The organism is Arthrobacter sp. NPDC090010 (assembly GCF_044748305.1).
Lineage (GTDB): Bacteria > Actinomycetota > Actinomycetes > Actinomycetales > Micrococcaceae > Arthrobacter_E.
The window spans coordinates 52,368-70,556 of the sequence record NZ_JBIVFT010000004.1 but is presented as its reverse complement, the minus strand read 5'-3'; the positions used below and the strand labels follow the sequence as shown (position 1 = coordinate 70,556).

General features: G+C 67.6%; 13 protein-coding genes. 9 read left to right on the top strand and 4 right to left on the bottom strand.

What is annotated here, in order from left to right:
- Position 1 precedes the first annotated feature (1 nt).
- The 4 genes from ACIPXZ_RS08035 to ACIPXZ_RS08020 all read left to right on the top strand — a co-directional run bounded on the left by ACIPXZ_RS08035 (position 2) and on the right by ACIPXZ_RS08020 (position 8,534).
- Positions 2 to 706, top strand: coding sequence for a hypothetical protein (locus ACIPXZ_RS08035; protein ID WP_400592140.1), 705 nt, complete (start codon positions 2 to 4; stop codon positions 704 to 706).
- Positions 703 to 5,142, top strand: a complete 4,440-nt coding sequence (locus ACIPXZ_RS08030; protein ID WP_400592137.1) for an FtsK/SpoIIIE domain-containing protein — start codon at positions 703 to 705, stop codon at positions 5,140 to 5,142. Before ACIPXZ_RS08035 ends, ACIPXZ_RS08030 begins: the two co-directional genes overlap by 4 nt.
- Positions 5,143 to 5,361: 219 nt before the next feature.
- The gene (ligA, locus tag ACIPXZ_RS08025) at positions 5,362 to 7,650 is read left to right on the top strand and encodes an NAD-dependent DNA ligase LigA (RefSeq protein ID WP_400592714.1); all 2,289 of its coding nucleotides are present in this window, start codon (positions 5,362 to 5,364) and stop codon (positions 7,648 to 7,650) included.
- The gene (locus ACIPXZ_RS08020) at positions 7,647 to 8,534 is read left to right on the top strand and encodes an inositol monophosphatase family protein (RefSeq protein ID WP_400592134.1); all 888 of its coding nucleotides are present in this window, start codon (positions 7,647 to 7,649) and stop codon (positions 8,532 to 8,534) included. Before ligA ends, ACIPXZ_RS08020 begins: the two co-directional genes overlap by 4 nt.
- Positions 8,535 to 8,546: 12 nt before the next feature.
- On the opposite strand, the gene ACIPXZ_RS08015 is transcribed toward ACIPXZ_RS08020, so the two are convergent.
- Positions 8,547 to 9,044: a GNAT family N-acetyltransferase gene (locus ACIPXZ_RS08015; RefSeq protein WP_400592132.1), complete on the bottom strand. Its 498-nt coding sequence runs from the start codon at positions 9,042 to 9,044 to the stop codon at positions 8,547 to 8,549.
- Between the two features lie 39 nt (positions 9,045 to 9,083).
- On the opposite strand from ACIPXZ_RS08015, the gene ACIPXZ_RS08010 reads away from it, so the two are divergent.
- Positions 9,084 to 9,626 carry a GNAT family N-acetyltransferase gene (locus ACIPXZ_RS08010; protein WP_400592129.1) on the top strand — a complete coding sequence of 181 codons (543 nt, stop codon included), beginning with the start codon at positions 9,084 to 9,086 and terminating at the stop codon, positions 9,624 to 9,626.
- Between the two features lie 202 nt (positions 9,627 to 9,828).
- On the opposite strand, the gene ACIPXZ_RS08005 is transcribed toward ACIPXZ_RS08010, so the two are convergent.
- Together ACIPXZ_RS08005 and ACIPXZ_RS08000 are read right to left on the bottom strand one after the other, a co-directional pair.
- Complete coding sequence (locus tag ACIPXZ_RS08005; protein WP_400592126.1) at positions 9,829 to 10,497, bottom strand: response regulator; 669 nt, start codon at positions 10,495 to 10,497, stop codon at positions 9,829 to 9,831.
- Positions 10,494 to 12,203 carry a Spo0B domain-containing protein gene (locus tag ACIPXZ_RS08000; RefSeq protein WP_400592124.1) on the bottom strand — a complete coding sequence of 570 codons (1,710 nt, stop codon included), beginning with the start codon at positions 12,201 to 12,203 and terminating at the stop codon, positions 10,494 to 10,496. The genes ACIPXZ_RS08005 and ACIPXZ_RS08000 overlap by 4 nt, the downstream gene beginning before the upstream one ends.
- 189 nt (positions 12,204 to 12,392) lie before the next feature.
- On the opposite strand from ACIPXZ_RS08000, the gene ACIPXZ_RS07995 reads away from it, so the two are divergent.
- A complete protein-coding gene (locus tag ACIPXZ_RS07995; protein WP_400592121.1) occupies positions 12,393 to 13,844 on the top strand; it encodes a CitMHS family transporter in 1,452 nt (483 codons plus the stop codon).
- Between the two features lie 128 nt (positions 13,845 to 13,972).
- On the opposite strand, the gene ACIPXZ_RS07990 is transcribed toward ACIPXZ_RS07995, so the two are convergent.
- Entirely contained in the window at positions 13,973 to 14,518 is a 546-nt protein-coding gene (locus ACIPXZ_RS07990) for a GNAT family N-acetyltransferase (RefSeq protein WP_400592119.1), read from the bottom strand.
- A gap of 239 nt (positions 14,519 to 14,757) precedes the next feature.
- Between ACIPXZ_RS07990 and gatC the strand changes: the two genes are divergently transcribed.
- From gatC to gatB, 3 genes are read left to right on the top strand one after another with little or no spacing between them, the layout of a single operon-like run.
- On the top strand, positions 14,758 to 15,054 hold the full coding sequence (gene gatC, locus ACIPXZ_RS07985; RefSeq protein ID WP_400592116.1) for an Asp-tRNA(Asn)/Glu-tRNA(Gln) amidotransferase subunit GatC: 297 nt from the start codon (positions 14,758 to 14,760) through the stop codon (positions 15,052 to 15,054).
- A 3-nt stretch (positions 15,055 to 15,057) separates the two neighbouring features.
- Complete coding sequence (gene gatA, locus ACIPXZ_RS07980; RefSeq protein ID WP_400592113.1) at positions 15,058 to 16,599, top strand: Asp-tRNA(Asn)/Glu-tRNA(Gln) amidotransferase subunit GatA; 1,542 nt, start codon at positions 15,058 to 15,060, stop codon at positions 16,597 to 16,599.
- A complete protein-coding gene (gatB, locus tag ACIPXZ_RS07975; RefSeq protein ID WP_400592111.1) occupies positions 16,599 to 18,107 on the top strand; it encodes an Asp-tRNA(Asn)/Glu-tRNA(Gln) amidotransferase subunit GatB in 1,509 nt (502 codons plus the stop codon). The genes gatA and gatB overlap by 1 nt, the downstream gene beginning before the upstream one ends.
- Positions 18,108 to 18,189 lie beyond the last annotated feature (82 nt).

The window sequence follows — 18,189 nt, the reverse complement described above, 5'->3', positions numbered from 1 at the left end:
CATGAATGAACTCGCCATTGATTTCTGCGGTGAGTGGTTTGAACCTGTGCACGAGTCGGTCTTCGTCATCGGCCGCGAGGGCGATCTGGCGATCGACGAGAACCCCTACTTGCACAGGCGTTTCCTGGAGGTGGCCCAGTACGACGGCATCTGGTGGCTGAGCAACGTCGGATCGATGATCTCGGCCACCATCGCCGATTCCTCCGGAGGCATGCAGGCCTGGCTGGCCCCCGGAGCGAGGATTCCGCTCGTCTTCGGGCTGACCACGGTGGTCTTCACCGCGGGGCCCACCACTTACGAGTTCTCAGTACATCTGCGGACACCGGCGTTCAAGCAACAGTCCCAGGACAAGGACGCGGACGGCGATACGACCATCGGGCCGGTGGTCTTCACCGATTCCCAGAAGGCGCTCATCGTGGCCTTGGCGGAGCCCATGCTGCGACGTGAGGGCACCGGTTTCAGCGCGATCCCGAGTTCTGCGGAGGCCGCCCGCCGGCTCGGCTGGGCACTGACACGCTTCAACCGGAAGCTCGACAACGTCTGCGACAAGCTCGACAGGGTGGGAGTGTCCGGACTGCGAGGCGGTGGGGGCAAGCTGGCCATGAACCGCCGGGCCCGGCTCGTGGAACACGCGGTGACCTCGCACATGGTCACCGCCGCAGACCTGCCCCTATTGGAAAAGATGAAAGGTGAGGCCGGCGAGTGAAACTCCGCCTGACACTCCGCCGAGGAGACCTGGACAGCAAGGACATCGCCGTCACCGTCGACGGCTCAGCGGCTGTCGCCGATATCGCCCGCGAACTCTGGCTCGCCGACCCCGACCGGAACGGCGCCGCCGAGCCGGGCCCGCTCAGCCTGCTGGTCGAGGAGTCCTATGTCGGCGGTGCCATGCGGGGCCAGCTTCTGGACCCGGAGGCGAAGCTGCTGGAATCCGGGCTTCGGCCCGGCTCGGCGATTTCCATCTCCCAGGTCAGCCAGGCGTTCGCCACCCATCAGCAGGCCTCCGGCCCGGCGGTGGCGACCCTGCGGGTACTGTCCGGGCCCGACGCGGGCCGGGAGTTCCCCTTGCCGTCCGGAACCAGCTACATCGGACGCGGCCGGGACAGCGACATCCGGCTCAGTGATCCGCTGACCTCCAAGCGGCACGCCAGGATCCTGGTGGGCGAGAGCGTGGAGATCGTCGACACGAACTCTGCCAACGGCCTCCTCATGGACGGCTTGCCCGTCACCCGGGCCGTCCTCGGTTCCTCCGACACCATCGCGCTGGGCGACACCACGATCTCGGTGATCACCCTTCAGCGCAACCAGGCGGCCGTCTCGACTCAGCCCACCGTGGATTTCAACCGTTCGCCGCGCGTGGTGGCACGGTTCCCGGTGCGCAAGAAAGTCCCTCCCAAGGGTCCGCAGCCGAGGGAGAAGGAACCCTTCCCTCTGCTCATGATGCTTCTGCCCCTCATGATGGGCGCGGCCCTGTTCGCCGTGACGCAGAACGTCACCAGTGTGATCTTCATGGCGCTCATGCCGCTGTTCGCGATCGGCCACTGGTGGGAACAGAAGCGTCAGGGAACCCGTCGTTTCAAGGAGCAGCACCGCCAGTTCCGTGAGGGCATGGAACAGTTCCGCGAGGAACTGGCGGAACTCCAGAAGGTGGAGCGTTCGGTGCGGCTCCAGGAGACGCCAGCCGTCGCGGACACTGTGGATGCCATCTACCGCCTGGGCCCGCTGCTCTGGACCCACCGCACCGAGCATCGTGGCTTCCTGTCCCTCCGCCTGGGCCTCGGCACGGCGCCTTCCCGTATCCAGATCGAAGAGCCCGGCGAACGGGACACCGAAGCGGTGTTCGCCCGGGAGATCCAGGAAGCGATCAAGTACTACTCCACGATCGACGGCGTGCCCCTGGTCTCCCAGCTCCGGCACTCCGGTTCCTTCGGTGTGGCCGGTGAACGCGGGGTCATGGACGACGTCGCCCGTGGACTGGTGATCCAGCTCGTGGGCCTGCATTCGCCGGCCGAACTGGTGGTCTCCGCCATGACTTCGGCACGGTCCAAGGACCGCTGGAGCTGGCTGAAGTGGCTTCCCCATGTCGGCTCGGGCCACAGCCCCCTCGCCGGTGACCACCTGGCCGCCGGACAGGCTGCGGGCACCGCACTTCTGGAACGGCTCGAAGCACTCGTCGATGAACGGGCTGCCGGGCGCCGCGAGCCGATTCCGACTCCTCGCGGCGAACTCAAGGACGATCTTGAGACCCCGCCCGCCCCCGTGGTCCCGGAAGTCCTCGTGATCGTCGAGGACGACGCCCCCGTCGACCGCGGCCGGCTCACCCGACTGGCCGAGCGCGGCGCGGACACCGGAGTGCATCTCATGTGGCTTGCAGCCGATGTGCAGTCCCTCCCGGCTGCCTGCCGCGACTTCATGGTGGTCGACGGCACCCAGGGCGCGACCACCGGCCAGGTCCGCCTGGGACGGCACAGCTATCCCGTCAGCTGCGAGAGCGTCGATGAGCAGCTCGCGACCCAGCTGGCCCGCATGCTGACTCCCGTCGTCGACGTCGGACGTCCCTTGGAAGACGACTCGAACCTGCCGCGCAGCATCAGTTTCGCCAACCTCGTGGGCAAGGAACTGCTCGATTCGGCTTCGGCGCTGGGAGAGCGCTGGAAGGAGAACAACTCCGTCCACAGCACCGCCATCCCGAATCGCAAGGACAACGGAACGCTCCGTGCGCTGGTCGGTTCGAAGGGCTCCGAGCCCATGTACCTGGACCTGAAGAACGAGGGACCGCACGCTCTGGTGGGCGGTACCACCGGCGCTGGAAAGTCCGAGTTCCTGCAGTCCTGGATCATGGGCATGGCGAGCGCCTACAGCCCGGATCGTCTCAGCTTCCTGCTGGTGGACTACAAGGGCGGCAGCGCCTTCGCCGACTGTGTGCAATTGCCGCACACGGTGGGTCTGGTGACCGACCTCTCGCCCCACCTCGTGCGACGCGCACTGACCTCGCTGCGAGCGGAGCTGCACTACCGGGAACATCTGCTGAACCGCAAGAAGGCCAAGGACCTCCTGGCCATGCAGCGGGAAGCGGATCCCGAGGCTCCGCCGTACCTGGTGATCATCGTGGACGAGTTCGCGGCACTGGCCAATGAGATGCCGGAGTTCGTGGACGGCGTCGTGGATGTGGCCGCCCGTGGCCGTTCGCTCGGCGTGCACCTCATTCTGGCGACCCAGCAGCCATCCGGTGTGATCCGTGGCAGCCTGAGGGCCAACACCAACCTTCGCGTGGCGTTGCGCATGGCCGATGTGGACGACGCCACGGACGTGATCGGCTCGCCGATGGCGGCCTACTTCGACCCGGCGATCCCGGGACGTGCGGCGGCGAAGACCGGTCCTGGCCGGCTGCAGGGCTTCCAGACCGGCTACGCCGGTGGATGGACGACGGACAGGCCGCCGCGGCCGCAGATGGACATCGTGGAGATGGGCTTCGGAACCGGTTCCACCTGGCAGGTCGACAGCAGTCTCCGCGAGCCGGAACCCGAACCCACCGGCCCCAACGACATCGCCCGGATGACCGAGGCGATCCGTTCAGCGGCGGCGCTGCTGGAGATCGAGCCGCCCCGCAAGCCGTGGCTGCCGGTGCTCGCCTCGGCCTACGACTTCTCCGAGTTGCAGGGCCCGCTCACCGATGAGGAACTGCTGCTCGGTGTGGGTGACGACGCAGCCCACCAGGATCAGCCTCTGGTCTTCTACCGTCCGGACCGGGACGGCAACATGGCCATCTTCGGCACCGGCGGCTCGGGCAAGTCGGCCGCGCTGCGCAGCATCGCCGTGGCCGCCGCGGTCACCCCCGCGGGTGGTCCGGTGAACGTCTACGGCATCGATTGCGGCTCGGCGGGCCTGACCATGCTGGAGATCCTGCCGCACGTCGGGGCCGTGATCGACGGCGACGACGAGGAGCGCGTCGGGCGTCTGCTGCGCTGGCTCCGGGACGTCTCGGAGGACCGGGCGCGCCGTTACGCAGAGGTGAAGGCCTCGACGATCGTGGAGTACCGCCAGCTGGCCAACCGGCCGGAGGAACCGCGGATCTTCGTGATGGTGGATGGCATCAGCGCCTTCCGCGAGTCGTACGAGTACTCGGCCAATGCCGGGATCTGGGAGATCTTCCTCCAGCTGGCCACGGATGGGCGCCCGCTCGGCATCCACCTGGTGGTCACCGGTGACCGTCCGGGCTCGGTGCCGACGGCGCTTCTCGCCTCCATCCAGAAGCGCCTCGTGCTGCGGCTGTCCGCGATCGACGACTACATCGCCCTGGACGTGGCCAAGGACGTCCTGGATTCCTCCTCGCCCCCCGGGCGCGGCATCATCGACGGACTCGAAGTCCAGCTGGCGGTGCTGGGTGGCACCCCCAACCTGGCGCTTCAGGCACGTGGTCTGCAGAAGCTGCGGGAGTCCATGCTGCGCCGCGGCATCGCCCAGGCGCCGGGGATCCAGCGCCTGCCGGAATCCGTGGAACTGGGGATCCTGCCCGTGGCGGGTCCCGGGATGGCGGCGTTCGGCGTCGACAACGAGACCCTCACGGCGGCCCAGGTGCCGTGCGAGGGTGCGCTCATGATCGCGGGCCCTCCCGGTTCCGGGCGTACGACGGCGCTGGTCACCATGGCTTACGCGTACAAGAAGGCCAACCCGAACGGCACGGCCGTGTACCTGGGGGCCCGGCGATCCGCCGTCGCCGCGCTCAAGGTGTGGGACAAGGCGTTCGCCGGTCCTGACGACGTCGAGATGAACGTGGACGAGCTCGTGGAGTTCGTACAGGCGCGGCAGGGCGGCGTCGCCGTCTTCGTCGAAGGCCTGACCGAGTTCACGGACTCGATGGCGGAGCCCGGTGTGGCGCGTCTGGTCACCGAGTCGGTCAAGTCCGGGCAGTGGGTCGTGGCCGAGTCCGAGACGTCGACCTGGTCGTCGGCCTGGCAGCTGGCCCAGCCGTTCAAGTCCGGACGGCGCGGCATCTTGCTCAACCCCGGCGACATGGATGGCGACAGCCTTCTCAGCACGGGACTCGGACGGATCAAGGACCAGTTCATCCCGGGACGCGGCTATGTCATCGCGCGTGGCAAGGCCAGGAAGGTTCAGGTGGCACTGCCGCCGGAGGCCTGATCCCGGAGCCGTGGGCGGGCGGCCGGGGTGGGAGACCTCTCGGCGCCTGCGCTCCAACGCCCGCCCGGCATTCTGTTCATCCCTGACAGAAGTGCCGGGCGGGCGTTTTCACGCGACAACGGCGCTTTCAGGGTCTCCCACCCCTCCCGCAATTCACCCTCCTCCGATGTCAGTCCCGCGTGGCAGGATGGAGGGGTGAGCGAGAACCCCGAGGCACCCGTGCTGAATGACGACGTCGTGGAACCTTCCGGAGGCACTCCGGCGGAGGCCCTCCGCGAGGAGTATCAGCATCTGGCGGACGAGGTCCGCCGTTACCGGTATGCGTACTACCAGCAGGATGAACCCCTCATCAGCGACGCGGAGTTCGACGAGCTGTACCGGCGCCTGGAAGAGATCGAAGCACTGCACCCCGAACTGGTGAGCAACGACTCTCCCACGCAAGAGGTGGGCGGGGAAGTGTCCTCCGCTTTCGCCGCCGTCGAGCATCTGAGCCGTATGTACAGCCTTGAGGACGTGTTCTCCCTCGACGAGCTGACCGCCTGGGTGGAGAAGGCCCTCGCCAGCACCCAGAACCTGGGGCTCGCGCAGCCGCGCTGGCTGACCGAGCTGAAGATCGACGGCTTGGCCGTCAACCTGCTGTACCGGAACGGGAAACTGGTCCGGGCCGCCACCCGTGGAGACGGCACCACGGGTGAGGACATCACCCACAACATCCTCACCATCAAGGAGATCCCGCGCGAGCTCTCGGGCACTGGGTACCCGGCCGAGGTCGAGATCCGTGGCGAGGTCTTCTTCCCTTCCCAAGCGTTCGCCGAGTTCAACGAGGCTCTCATCGCGCAGGGCAAGGCGCCCCTTGCGAATCCCCGCAATGCCGCGGCTGGTTCGCTGAGGCAGAAGGACCCGGCCGAGACCGCCAAACGCCCGCTCTCCATGTTCGTGCATGGCCTGGGACGGCATGAGGGGCTGGACCTCGCCGCCCAGTCGGACTTCTACGCCCTGCTTCAGGAATGGGGATTGCCGACCAGCCCGTATTTCAAGGTCCTGGACTCGCTCGACGAGGTCCTGGCCTTCATCGCCGAGTACGGCGAGAAGCGCCACAGCCTGATCCACGAGATCGACGGGATCGTGGTGAAGGTGGACCAGCTGGATGAACAGCGGCAACTGGGTCACACCTCCCGGGTGCCGCGCTGGGCCGTGGCGTACAAGTACCCGCCGGAAGAGGTCCACACCAAGCTGCTGGACATCCAGGTCGATGTGGGGCGCACGGGCCGCGTGACTCCGTTCGGCGTCATGGAACCGGTCAAGGTGGCCGGTTCGACCGTCGCCCGTGCCACGCTGCACAATCAGGACGTCGTCAAGGCGAAAGGGGTCCTGATCGGGGACACCGTGGTCTTGCGGAAGGCCGGCGACGTCATTCCCGAGATCGTGGGCCCGGTCCTGACCCTGAGGGACGGCACCGAGTGGGCCTTCGTGATGCCTGAGACCTGCCCGTCCTGCGGGACGGTGCTCGCTCCGGGCAAGGAGGGTGATGTCGATCTGCGGTGTCCCAACGCCCGCTCCTGCCCGGCGCAGCTCCGCCAGCGGGTCGCCCATCTGGCGGGCCGTGGGGCGTTCGACGTCGAGGCGCTCGGCGACGAGGCCGCACTCGCCCTGACCGCGGGGCCGGGTCCGGACCCTGCGGCGACAGGGGGCCTTGTCCAGCCCACCGGGCCGGGCGTCCTGGTGGATGAAGCGAGGGTCTTCGATCTGGCGTCGGAGTCCGCCGGAGCGGATCTGAGGGCGGCGCTCGGAGAGGTCCGGGTCTGGCGGGAGAAGCGGTCCAAGGGCGCGGGGACCGGTGAATGGGAGCTCAAGCCGTATTTCTGGACTCAGGGCACCGCCAAGAAGCCGTCAGAACCCACGGCGAACACCAAGAAGCTCTTCACGGAGCTGGAGAAGGCCAAGGCCCAGCCGCTCTGGCGTGTGCTCGTCGCACTGTCCATCCGGCATGTCGGTCCGACGGCGTCCCGTGCACTGGCAACGGCGTTCGGATCGATGGACGCGATCAGGGCCGCCTCGGAGGAACAGCTCGCCGATGTGGACGGGGTGGGCCCGACCATCGCTGCGGCGGTCAAGGAATGGTTCGCAGAGGATTGGCATGTCGCCATCGTCGAGGCCTGGGCTGCGGCCGGGGTCCGGATGGCCGACGAGGTCGACGAATCCATGCCGCGCACGCTGGAGGGCCTGACCGTCGTCGTCACCGGCACTCTGCCCACCTTCAGCCGCGATCAGGCGAAGGAGGCCATCATCATCCGGGGTGGCAAGGCCGCCGGTTCCGTCTCCAAGAACACCTCCTACGTCGTCGCGGGTGAGGCCGCCGGCAGCAAACGGGAGAAAGCCGAGCAGCTCGGGGTTCCGGTGCTGGATGAGGACGGGTTCCGGCTGCTCCTGGAGAAGGGTCCCACCGCGTTCGCCTCGGCTGATGAGACGGAAGCTGCCGACGACGCCGAGGAAGGCTCCAAGGCATGAACGACGCGCTGATTCCCGCCGGTTCATCCACGCAGGAACTCCTGGAGGTGGCCCGGGAGGCCGCCGCTGCGGGTGCTGCCGTCCTGGCCCGCCGGGCCTCGCTCAGTCAGGAAGACGTGACCGGCCAGGCGGACAACAAGTCCAGCGACAATGACTGGGTCACGGCGTTCGACCGCGAAGCGGAGGAAGCGGTGCGCGCCGTCATCACCCGGCTGCGGCCGCATGACGCGATCACAGGGGAGGAGTACGGCACCACGGCCCCCGCAGCACCGAGCGGGTACCGCTGGTCGATCGACCCCCTTGACGGGACCACCAATTTCATCCGCAACATCGTGTACTTCGGCACGAGCGTCGCCGTTGCCGGGCCCTCGCCGGAGGTGACGACTGCCGAAGCGGCGGAGGTCTGGCTGGCAGGTGTCGTCGATGCGCCCGCTTTGCGGCGGGTGTACTGGGCGACCCGCGGCGGGGGAGCGTGGCTTCGGGACGTCGCGAGTGGTGCCGGGGAGCCACGGCGGCTTTCCGGGCCGCCGTCGGCCGCACGCGGCCGCATCGTCGCCACCGGATTCTCGTACGACGCCGCCGTCAGGGTTGAGCAGGCGGCTTTCGTCCCGGCCCTCCTGGACGGGCTCGCGGACCTTCGTCGGCTGGGTTCGGCGGCACTGGATTTGTGCCTGGTGGCCGATGGCACTCACGACTGCTACGGCGAACGCGGCCTGAACGAACACGATTGGGCAGCCGGAGCGCTCATCGCGGAGGAATCAGGTTGCTGGGTACGACGGCCTCGCTTGCGCAGCCCCCTCGATGGCGGACCGCAGGATGAGGACCGCTTGGCGAGCTGGACCTGCGCCGGAGCCCTGGAGGACGCTGCGCGCTTCCCGCTCTGAGCCGGTGCCGCGTCAGCTGCGGGTCATTCTCAGTTCCTCCATGCCCCCGAAGTGGGCATCCGTGTCGGTGGCGCCGTCCGGCGTGAAACCGTTGCGCCGGTAGAAGGCCTGTGCCCGAGGGTTTCGTGCGGCGACCCAGAGGAAGGCCGGGCCGTCCATCAGGACTGCGTCGAAGAGTGCTTGGCCGGCGCCGCTGCCGTGGAAGTCCTGCAGCAGATACAGCGAGGAGAGTTCCTGGCCGAGAGCACCGTCGGAAGGATCCAGGGGAGTGCCACCCGCGGAGAAGCCCACCAGCTCGCCGCCCGCCTCCGCGACCCGGACCGTTCGTCCCGGCTGGGGCGCGGCGCAGAGCCTCGTCCAGAGTCTGCGGCGGCTTTCCAGGACTTCCTCGGTGAAGAAGTCGTCCGGCAGGAGCGCGCCGTACGCCTCGTGCCAGCACCGCACGTGAAGAGATGCCAGGGCATCGGCGTCGGACGGGACGGGGGAGCGGAGTGTGACGGGCGGCACCATGGCCTCATGATAGCGGCGAGAGGCGACTATCATTGACAGGTGCCATCTGAGATCCTGATCCGCCCCGCCGTGCCCGCAGACTATCCGGAGATCGCCCGGATCACGCAGGATGCCTATCTCGCGGCCGGACATTTCACGGATCCGGAGTTCCCTTATCTGCAGCGCATCCGCAAGGTGGATGAGCGCGCCCGGGAGGCGGAGATCTGGGTGGCCGAGCGGGACGGGGCCGTGATCGGCTCCGTGACCCTCGCCGTCGAAGGTGAGCCGTGGGCCGACATCGCCCAGACCGGCGAGCTGGAGTTCCGACTGCTCGTGGTGGACCCCGCGATCCAGCGCAGTGGCGCCGGTCGCGCGCTCGTGGAAGCCATCCTGGAGGAGGCCCGGCGTCGTCCTGGTATCTCCGCCGTCTCCCTCACCACGGGTGAGACCTGGGAGAGCGCCCACGCCCTGTACCGTGCGATCGGATTCGAACGCGTCCCCGCGCGCGATTGGTGGACCCCCAACGGTGAGGCGAAACTGCTCGTGTACCGCATGGACGTCCCCGCGGACGCGCCCCGGCCGAGTGCCCCCGCCTCCCTCTGACTCTGACGGGTCGGGCAGCGTTTCAGCCCCGGCCCCTCTGCGAACTCGGCACCCACCGGCACTGCTGAGCCCGCTCGTTGTGTGCCGACTCGCTCATAGAGTGCGCGAATCGGCACAGAACCAGCGAGCTCGGCGGCAGACTCCGCCGCCGGATTCGGACATAGACCCGGACGTTCAGACTCGAAGGTTCAGGCCCGGACGTTCAGCCTCGCCGGGCGTAACGGTGCTCGGGGCGGCCCGTGGTTCCGTAACGCAGCTGGATCTCCACCGCGCCGTCGTCGGCCAATGAGGAGAGATACCGCTGGGCGGTGGCCCGGGAGACGCCCACCCGCTCTGCCACCTCGAGGGCGGACAGCGCGTCCTGAGCGGTGAGGGCATCCATGATCGACTGCTCGGTCGCGCTCCGGGTCCGGGCCGGCGACGGCGACGTCGAACCATCCGACGCGAACAGCAGACGCCGCGCCCGCTCCACCGCCTCCTGGTCCAAGTGGGTCGTCTTCTCAAGCATCCGGCGATACCGCGCATAGGAACGCAACCGCTGTTCGAGCTCCTCCTGGCCGAACGGTTTGAGCAGATAGGCCAGCGCGCCCCGGCGGAAGGCCATCCTCAGCGAGGTGGTGTCGGCGGCGGCGCTGAGCATCATGACATCGCAATCGAGCTGCCGAAGCACATCGAGTCCCGAACCGTCCGGCAGGTACACGTCCAGCAGGACCAGATCCGGCCGCAGCGAATGGAAGGCCTGCAAGGCCTGCTGCGCGTTCCCGGCGTGGCCCGCGACCCGGAAGCCGGGCACTGCCTGGACATAGTTGGAGTGCAGCGTGGCGACGTGGAAGTCGTCGTCCACGATGAGCACCGAGAGCTCCTGGCTCATGCGTCCTCCTCGGGAAGCTCGAAGATCATGGCGGTGGGCAGACGGACCGCGAACACCGCGCCGGTCCCGGTCCCTGGCCCGCCGGCATCCAGCAGCGTGATGTCGCCGCTGCGCCGCAGGGCGAGCTCACGCGCGAGTTTCAGACCCAGCCCCTGTCCGGGGACGGCCGAAGCGGTGTAACCCTCCTCGAACAGGCGGTCCGGTTCCGTCACGCCGTCCCCGGAATCGGCGACGACGGCGTGCAGGGTGCCCAAGCGGGCGGAGCCATCGGCACCGCCACCGGGGGCCGACGGCTCGTCCAGGAGGTCGATCCGCACCCAGCGGTCCAGGTCCTCTCCGCCACGGGAGGCGGAGACCGCCGCGTTGATGGCGTTGTCGATCAGGTTGCCCAGGACCGTCGTCACATCCTGAGGAGCCTTCACGGACCCTCTGATGTAGGTGTCCTCGCCGACGCGCAGGGTCACCCCGCGCTCGCGGGCCCGGATTCCCTTGGCCCCGATGAACGCCTGGAGATAAGGCTCGGAGAGGCGTTCCAGACCTTCCACGGGGAACTCCAGAGGCCCGGTTTCGACAAGCCGGTGAACGTATTCGGACGCCCGCGAGGTCTCCCCGAGACCCAGCAGGCCGGAGATCGTGTGCAGCTGATTGGCGAACTCATGACGTTGCGCCCGCAGTGCCGAACTCATGGTGCTGACAGACTCCAACTGGCGCGTGAGCTGAGCCAGCTCCGTGCGGTCCCGGAGGAAGACCACCCAGCCCAGGTCCTCGCCGTCGTGCACTGCGGCCCGCGCCGTCGCAAGCAGCACCCGTGCTCCCGCCACGAGCTCCAAGACTTCGTCCTCGGCTGCTCCGGGACGGGTGAGAACGCGCAGGGCGTCCGGTACCGGCGCTTCGCTCCACTCGGTGCCCTGCAGCCCCGTCTGCCCGAGAAGCTCCTGGGCGGTTGCATTGACCACCGTCACGCGCCCGCCGCGGCTGATGCCGATCACGCCTTCGTGCGTGGTCTCCAGGACGGCCACCTGGTCCTGCACCAGGGTGGTGAGCTCCTCCGGTTCCAGGCCGAGAGTCAGCCGCCGCAATCGCTTGCGCAGCAGCATCGAGGCCCCGACACCGGCGGCGAAGGCGCCGCAGGCCGTCAGGATCACCGGCCCGCTGGCCTCCACCAGCGCCTGGCCGAGAGGTTCGCGTTCGAAGCCGACGCTCACCACGCCGACGACGCCGGCCGCACCGGTGGGACCGCTCCCGGGCGCATAGACGGGGACCTTCGCCCCGGCCGAGGGGCCGAGGGTGCCCGTGTTGCGGGTCACGACCTCTTTGCCGCCGAGGGCTTCGGAGGGGTCGGTGCTGACTTTCTCGGCGAGGCGCTGCGGATCCGGGTGGGCAAGGCGGACGCCGGTCTCGTCGGTGATGACCACGAAGAGGGCGTCGGTGCGTTGCCGGGCGGATTCGGCGAGAGCTTCAAGTGGCCCGTGGTCCAGGTCCGCGGCCGGGGGAGTGCCCTCCTGCGCGCTGATGCCGGCCACCTGGGACCGCAGCTCCGGCTGGGATGCGATGGTCCGTGCGAGGGTCAGGGCCCGTTGTTCCGCTTCCTGGGTGATGCGTTCCACCATGATGAAACCGAATGCCAGGGCGAAGAGGAGCACGACCAGGAGCACCACGGACATCTGCAGCAGCAGGGTCTGAGTGGAGAACTTCGGCGTTCGCATGGCACCCCCTTCTCGGCACGGGAAGCCTACCGGAAAAAATCCTTGAGCTAAATGAGCAGAACGCGCTCAACAAGCACAAGAAGCATCAAGGGGGCAAAAGCCCTGGACGTGACGCACGCCACTCTAACGTCTATGGCGAGCGTCACATCGGCGTGATGCACCACAGGATTCCAGCAAAGGAGCGCAAGGATGCTAGTCCTGCTCGGCTTCGCCATGATCGCAGTATTCATGGTTCTGATCATGACCAAGAAGATGACGCCGGTGCTGGCGCTCATCCTGGTCCCCACCATCTTCGGACTGTTCGCAGGAGCGGGTCTGGGAATCGGCGACATGGTCATGAAGTCCATGGCGTCCATGACCTCCACGGCCGCCCTGCTCATGTTCGCCATCATCTACTTCGGCACCATGATCGACGTCGGTCTCTTCGACCCGCTGGTCCGGTTCATTCTGCGCAAGCTCGGCAACGACCCGGCCAAGGTGGTGCTCGGCACCGCGCTGCTGGCCATGGCGGTGTCTCTGGACGGTGACGGGTCCACCACCTTCATCCTCACCACGGCGGCCATGCTGCCCGTGTACCTGCGCTTGAAGATGAGCCCCGTGGTCCTGACCTGTGTCGCCGGTCTGGCCAACGGAACCATGAACATCCTGCCGTGGGGCGGTCCGACCGCTCGGGCGGCCTCGGCCCTGAAGCTGAACGTCTCCGAGGTCTTCGTTCCGATGGTCCCGGGCCTGATTGCAGGCCTCGTGGTGGTCCTCGTCTTCTCCTGGAGCCTGGGTCTGATGGAACGCAAGCGCCTCATGGTCGCCGAACCGGAGCGCTGGGGTGCCGCGGCGTCCTACGACGGAGGCACCGCGCTCGACGTCGCCGACGTCAAGAACGGTTCGGCCCTGTCCAAGGCGAGCGGCGGCCGCATCGGCACCCGCACCGCTCTGCTGCAGAAGATCACGCCGGGCGGCGGCTCCTCCGATGGTGCAGGCACCCTGGCCGAGACCGCGCTGGACCCGACCCGCGAGACCCTGCGGCCGAAGCTGATCTGGTTCAACTTCGCGCTGACCCTGGCCATCATGGTCCTGCTCGTCATGGATGTCCTTCCCCTGCCGTACATCTTCATGGTCGGCGCCGGCATCGCCTTGCTGGTGAACTTCCCGCACGTCAAGGACCAGGCGAAGGCTCTGGTGGCGCATGGTCAGTCGATCGTGGCCGTGGTCAGCATGGTCATGGCGGCGGCCGTCCTGACCGGTGTGCTCAACGGCACCGGCATGGTCAAGGCCATGTCCGAGTGGCTCGTGGCGATCATCCCCGCCAGCATGGGCCCGTTCATGGCGATCATCACCGGCCTGCTCAGCATCCCCATGACGTTCTTCATGAGCAATGACGCCTTCTACTTCGGGGTGCTGCCGATCCTGAGTGAGACTGCCGGGCATTATGGCCTGACCGCCGCGGACATGGCACGTGCCTCCATCACCGGGCAGCCGTTCCACATGCAGTCCCCGCTGGTCCCGGCGATCCTCCTGCTGGTCTCCCTGGCGAAGGTCGAACTGGGCGACCATCACAAGAAGGTGCTGTGGCGTTCCGCCGTCGTGTCCCTGGTGATGCTGCTGGTGGGTGTCCTGACGGGGGCCATCGGCATCGGCCACTGACCTGAGTCCGGACGCGGCCTGATTCCGGCACGCATCCGTCTCTCAACGCGGGGTCACTTGGGGCCGGATTTCCTGGTGAAATCCGGCCCCAAGTGACCCCGCGTTTGTTGTGCCGGGCGGTCCCGCGGTCACCGCCCCAGGATGAGGCCGACCATCGCCGGATCGAGGCGGCGGTCGGCGAAGAGGAGCCGCACCGCGCCCGGATCGGGATTGCCGACGTCGGGACCGCGGTATTCGAGCGTGAGACCGACTCTCTCCGCCACCCGGACGGAAGCCGTGTTGTGTTCCAGGATGGATGCGATGACCGGACGGTCGTCGTCGAGGGCACGTACAGCGTCGATGGCCAGGCGCGAGATCCGGGTGGCCAGCCCGCGACCCTGCGCGGCGGGCGCGAACCGGTAACCCAGATTCCAATGAGCATCATTCCGCAGGGAGCAACCGCAGTTCCCCAGAAGGCCACCCGTCTCGCGGTCCTGCACCAGCCACGGTCCCAGGCCGCTCTCTTCCCAGCAGCTGAGGAAGAATTCCACGAGAGCCTGTGTGGCTTCGGGCGAGGTGTGACGGCCCTGTGGAGCGTGCCGCCAGACCTCGGGGTCGCTGTAAATCTCGTGGAGGAGCGGAACATCCTCGGGAGTGGGGCGTCGGAGCACGGCGTCATCGATCAGCGGCAGCACGAGCCCATCGTAGCGATCGCCGCCAGGCCTTGGCCGGTCCCGTCCGGTCCCGTCCGCCGAGCTCGCTGATTCAGTGCGAACCCGCGCGGTCCTGGAGCGATTTCGCACGGAACTCGCGATTTCGGCAGGAGAACCGGGTGCAACTAGCGAGTTCGGCGGGTGTGTGGTGGGACGGGAGGCGGTGCGACAAATTGACATAAACTAAACGGGAAACCTTTCACCAATTGCAGGGGAGATCCATGGCTGCAATCAATCGTGACGACGTCGCGCATCTGGCGCGCCTCGCTCACATTGAGATGAGCAATGAGGAGCTTGACCGCATGGCCGGGGAACTGGCCGTGATCGTCGACTCCGTGAAGTCCGTCAGTGAGGCAGCCGGGGACGACGTTCCCGCCACGTCCCACCCGATCCCGCTGAGCAATGTGTTCCGCGAGGACGTCGTGGGTCATGTCCTCACCGCGGAGCAGGCTCTTTCCGGCGCACCTGACGCCGCAGAGAACCGCTTCAAGGTCCCTGCGATCCTGGATGAGGAGTAAGCCATGAGCCAGGAGATCATCCGTTCCTCCGCGGCCCAGCTGGCCGAGAAGCTGGCGGCCAAGGAACTGTCCGCCGTCGAGGTCACCCAGGCGCACCTGGACCGCATCGCCGAGGTCGACGGCGAGGTGAACGCCTTCCTGCATGTCAACACGCAGGAGGCGCTCGGCGTCGCTGCCGAGGTCGACGCTGCTCGCGCCGCCGGCGAGGAGCTGCACGCTCTGGCCGGTGTGCCGATCGCCGTCAAGGACCTCATCGTCACGGTCGGCCAGCCGACCACGGCCGGCTCAAAGATCCTCGAAGGCTGGAACAGCCCGTATGACGCCACCGTCATCAAGAAGCTGCGTGCCGCGAAGATGCCGATCCTCGGCAAGACCAACCTGGACGAATTCGCCATGGGCTCCTCCACGGAGCACTCGGCTTACGGGCCCACCCACAACCCATGGGATCTGGACCGCATCCCGGGCGGTTCCGGCGGTGGCTCGGCGGCTGCCGTCGCCGCCTTCGAGGCGCCCCTGGCCCTCGGCACCGACACCGGCGGTTCCATCCGCCAGCCTGCGTCCGTGACCGGTTCGGTGGGCGTGAAGCCCACCTATGGCGGGGTGTCCCGCTACGGCGCCATCGCAATGGCATCGTCCCTGGACCAGATCGGCCCCGTGTCCCGCACGGTGCTGGACTCCGCCTTGCTGCACGAGGTGATCGGCGGGCACGATCCGTTCGATTCCACCTCTTTGCAGGAATCGTGGGCGGGTCTCGCGGAGGCCGCTCGCAACGGTGATGCCAAGGGCCTGAAGGTCGGCATCATCAAGGAACTGCACGGCGAGGGTTACCAGGCGGGCGTCGAGAACCGTTTCAACGAGTCGCTGGAGCTGTTGAAGGCCGCGGGCGCCGAGATCGTCGAGGTCTCCTGCCCCAACTTCCAGTACGCCCTGGGCGCCTACTACCTGATCATGCCGTCCGAGGCCTCCTCCAACCTGGCCAAGTTCGACGGTGTGCGCTTCGGCCTGCGTGCCCTTCCGGAGGACGGGCCCATGACCATCGAACGCGTCATGGCCGCCACCCGCGCGGCGGGCTTCGGCGACGAGGTCAAGCGCCGCATCATCCTGGGCACCTACGCCCTCTCCGCGGGCTACTACGACGCCTACTACGGCTCGGCGCAGAAGGTGCGCACGCTCATCCAGCGTGACTTCGACGCCGCGTTCGCTCAGGCCGATGTGCTGATCTCCCCGACCGCGCCCACCACGGCGTTCAAGCTGGGGGAGAAGCTCGACGACCCGCTGGCCATGTACCTCAATGACGTGGCCACCATCCCTGCCAACATGGCCGGTGTTCCGGGAATCTCCATCCCCGGCGGCTTGGCGGATGAGGACGGGCTGCCGGTCGGCATCCAGTTCCTGGCCCCGGCCCGGCAGGATGCCCGCCTCTACCGCGCCGCGGGTGCGCTGGAGACGCTGTTGGAAGAGAAGTGGGGCGGCCCGCTGCTGGCGCAGGCCCCGGTACTGGGTTCGACGGCCCTGAATTCAACGGTTCCGGGAGGTGCCAAGTAATGTCCGCAGACGAGATCCTGGACTACGATTCCGCCTTCGAGAAGTACGAGCCCGTCCTCGGATTCGAGGTGCACGTCGAGCTGAACACCAAGACCAAGATGTTCTCCTCCGCACCGAATGAGTTCGGTGACGAGCCCAACACCAACGTCAACGAGGTGGACCTCGGGCTGCCCGGCGTCCTGCCCGTGGTGAACAAGGCCGCCATCGAGTCCTCCATCAAGATCGGCCTGGCGCTGAACTGCCAGATCGCCGAGTCCTGCCGCTTCGCCCGGAAGAACTACTTCTACCCGGACACCCCCAAGAACTTCCAGACCTCCCAGTACGATGAGCCGATCGCCTTCGACGGCTACCTCGACATCGAGCTGGAGGACGGCGAGGTGTTCCGCGTGGAGATCGAGCGTGCACATATGGAGGAGGACGCCGGCAAGCTCACCCACATGGGTGGTGCCGCGGGTCGCATCCAGGGTGCCGATTACTCCCTGGTGGACTACAACCGTTCCGGCGTGCCGCTCGTGGAGATCGTCACCAAGCCGATCGTCGGTGCCGGCAAGCGCGCTCCGGAGCTGGCCAAGGCCTATGTGGCCGCGGTCCGCGAGATCGTGAAGAACCTCGGCGTTTCCGACGCCAGGATGGAGCGCGGCAACGTCCGCTGTGACGCCAACGTATCCCTCAAGCCGATCGGCCAGGAGAAGTTCGGCACGCGCTCCGAGACGAAGAACGTGAACTCGCTGCGCGCCGTCGAGCACGCCGTGCGTTTCGAGATCCAGCGCCACGCCGCCGTCCTGGAGTCGGGCGAGAAGATCGTCCAGGAGACGCGCCACTGGCACGAGGACACGCGCACGACGACGTCGGGCCGGCCCAAGAGCGACGCGGACGACTACCGCTACTTCCCGGAGCCGGATCTGGTGCCCGTCGTCGCTTCTCGCGAGTGGGTGGAAGAACTGCGTGCCACGCTGCCCGAGCCGCCCGCCGAGCGCCGTAAGCGCCTCAAGACCGCCTGGGGTTACTCGGACCTGGAGTTCCGCGATGTCGTCAACGCAGGCGTCATGGACCAGATCGAGGAGACCGTCGCCGCCGGCCTGAAGCCCGCCGCCGCCCGTAAGTGGTGGATGGGCGAGGTGGTGGGCCGTGCCAAGGTCGCCGAGGTGGAGCCGGGTGAACTCGGCATCAGCCCCGCCGTGATCGCGGAGGTCAACGCTCTGGTGGAGGCCGGCAAGATCAACAACAAGATGGCCTCGCAGGTGCTCGATGGCGTCTTGGCCGCTGAAGGCACCCCGGAGGAGATCGTGGCGGCCCGTGGCCTTGCGGTCGTCTCCGATGACGGTCCTCTCCTCGAGGCGATCGACACGGCACTTGAGGCTCAGCCGGACGTCGCGGAGAAGATCCGTGGCGGCAAGGTGCAGGCGATCGGCGCGATCGTCGGCGGCGTCATGAAGGCCACCCGTGGCCAGGCCGACGCCGGCCGCGTCCGTGAGCTGATTCTGCAGAAGCTGGGTGTGGAGGGCTAGACCTCCGGATTCAGAAGCCGACAGCCGGTGTGCGGAGAGATCTCTCCCCACACCGGCTGTCGTCATTCCAGGGCTCTTCCCG

Coding starts and splice junctions, on each gene's coding strand:
- ACIPXZ_RS08035 (WP_400592140.1), top strand. CDS start 2: ATGAATGAACTCGCCATTGATTTCTGCGGTGAGTGGTTTGAACCTGTG.
- ACIPXZ_RS08020 (WP_400592134.1), top strand. CDS start 7,647: ATGAACGACGCGCTGATTCCCGCCGGTTCATCCACGCAGGAACTCCTG.
- ACIPXZ_RS08015 (WP_400592132.1), bottom strand. CDS start 9,044: ATGGTGCCGCCCGTCACACTCCGCTCCCCCGTCCCGTCCGACGCCGAT.
- ACIPXZ_RS08005 (WP_400592126.1), bottom strand. CDS start 10,497: ATGAGCCAGGAGCTCTCGGTGCTCATCGTGGACGACGACTTCCACGTC.
- ACIPXZ_RS08000 (WP_400592124.1), bottom strand. CDS start 12,203: ATGCGAACGCCGAAGTTCTCCACTCAGACCCTGCTGCTGCAGATGTCC.
- ACIPXZ_RS07995 (WP_400592121.1), top strand. CDS start 12,393: ATGCTAGTCCTGCTCGGCTTCGCCATGATCGCAGTATTCATGGTTCTG.
- gatC (WP_400592116.1), top strand. CDS start 14,758: ATGGCTGCAATCAATCGTGACGACGTCGCGCATCTGGCGCGCCTCGCT.
- gatA (WP_400592113.1), top strand. CDS start 15,058: ATGAGCCAGGAGATCATCCGTTCCTCCGCGGCCCAGCTGGCCGAGAAG.
- gatB (WP_400592111.1), top strand. CDS start 16,599: ATGTCCGCAGACGAGATCCTGGACTACGATTCCGCCTTCGAGAAGTAC.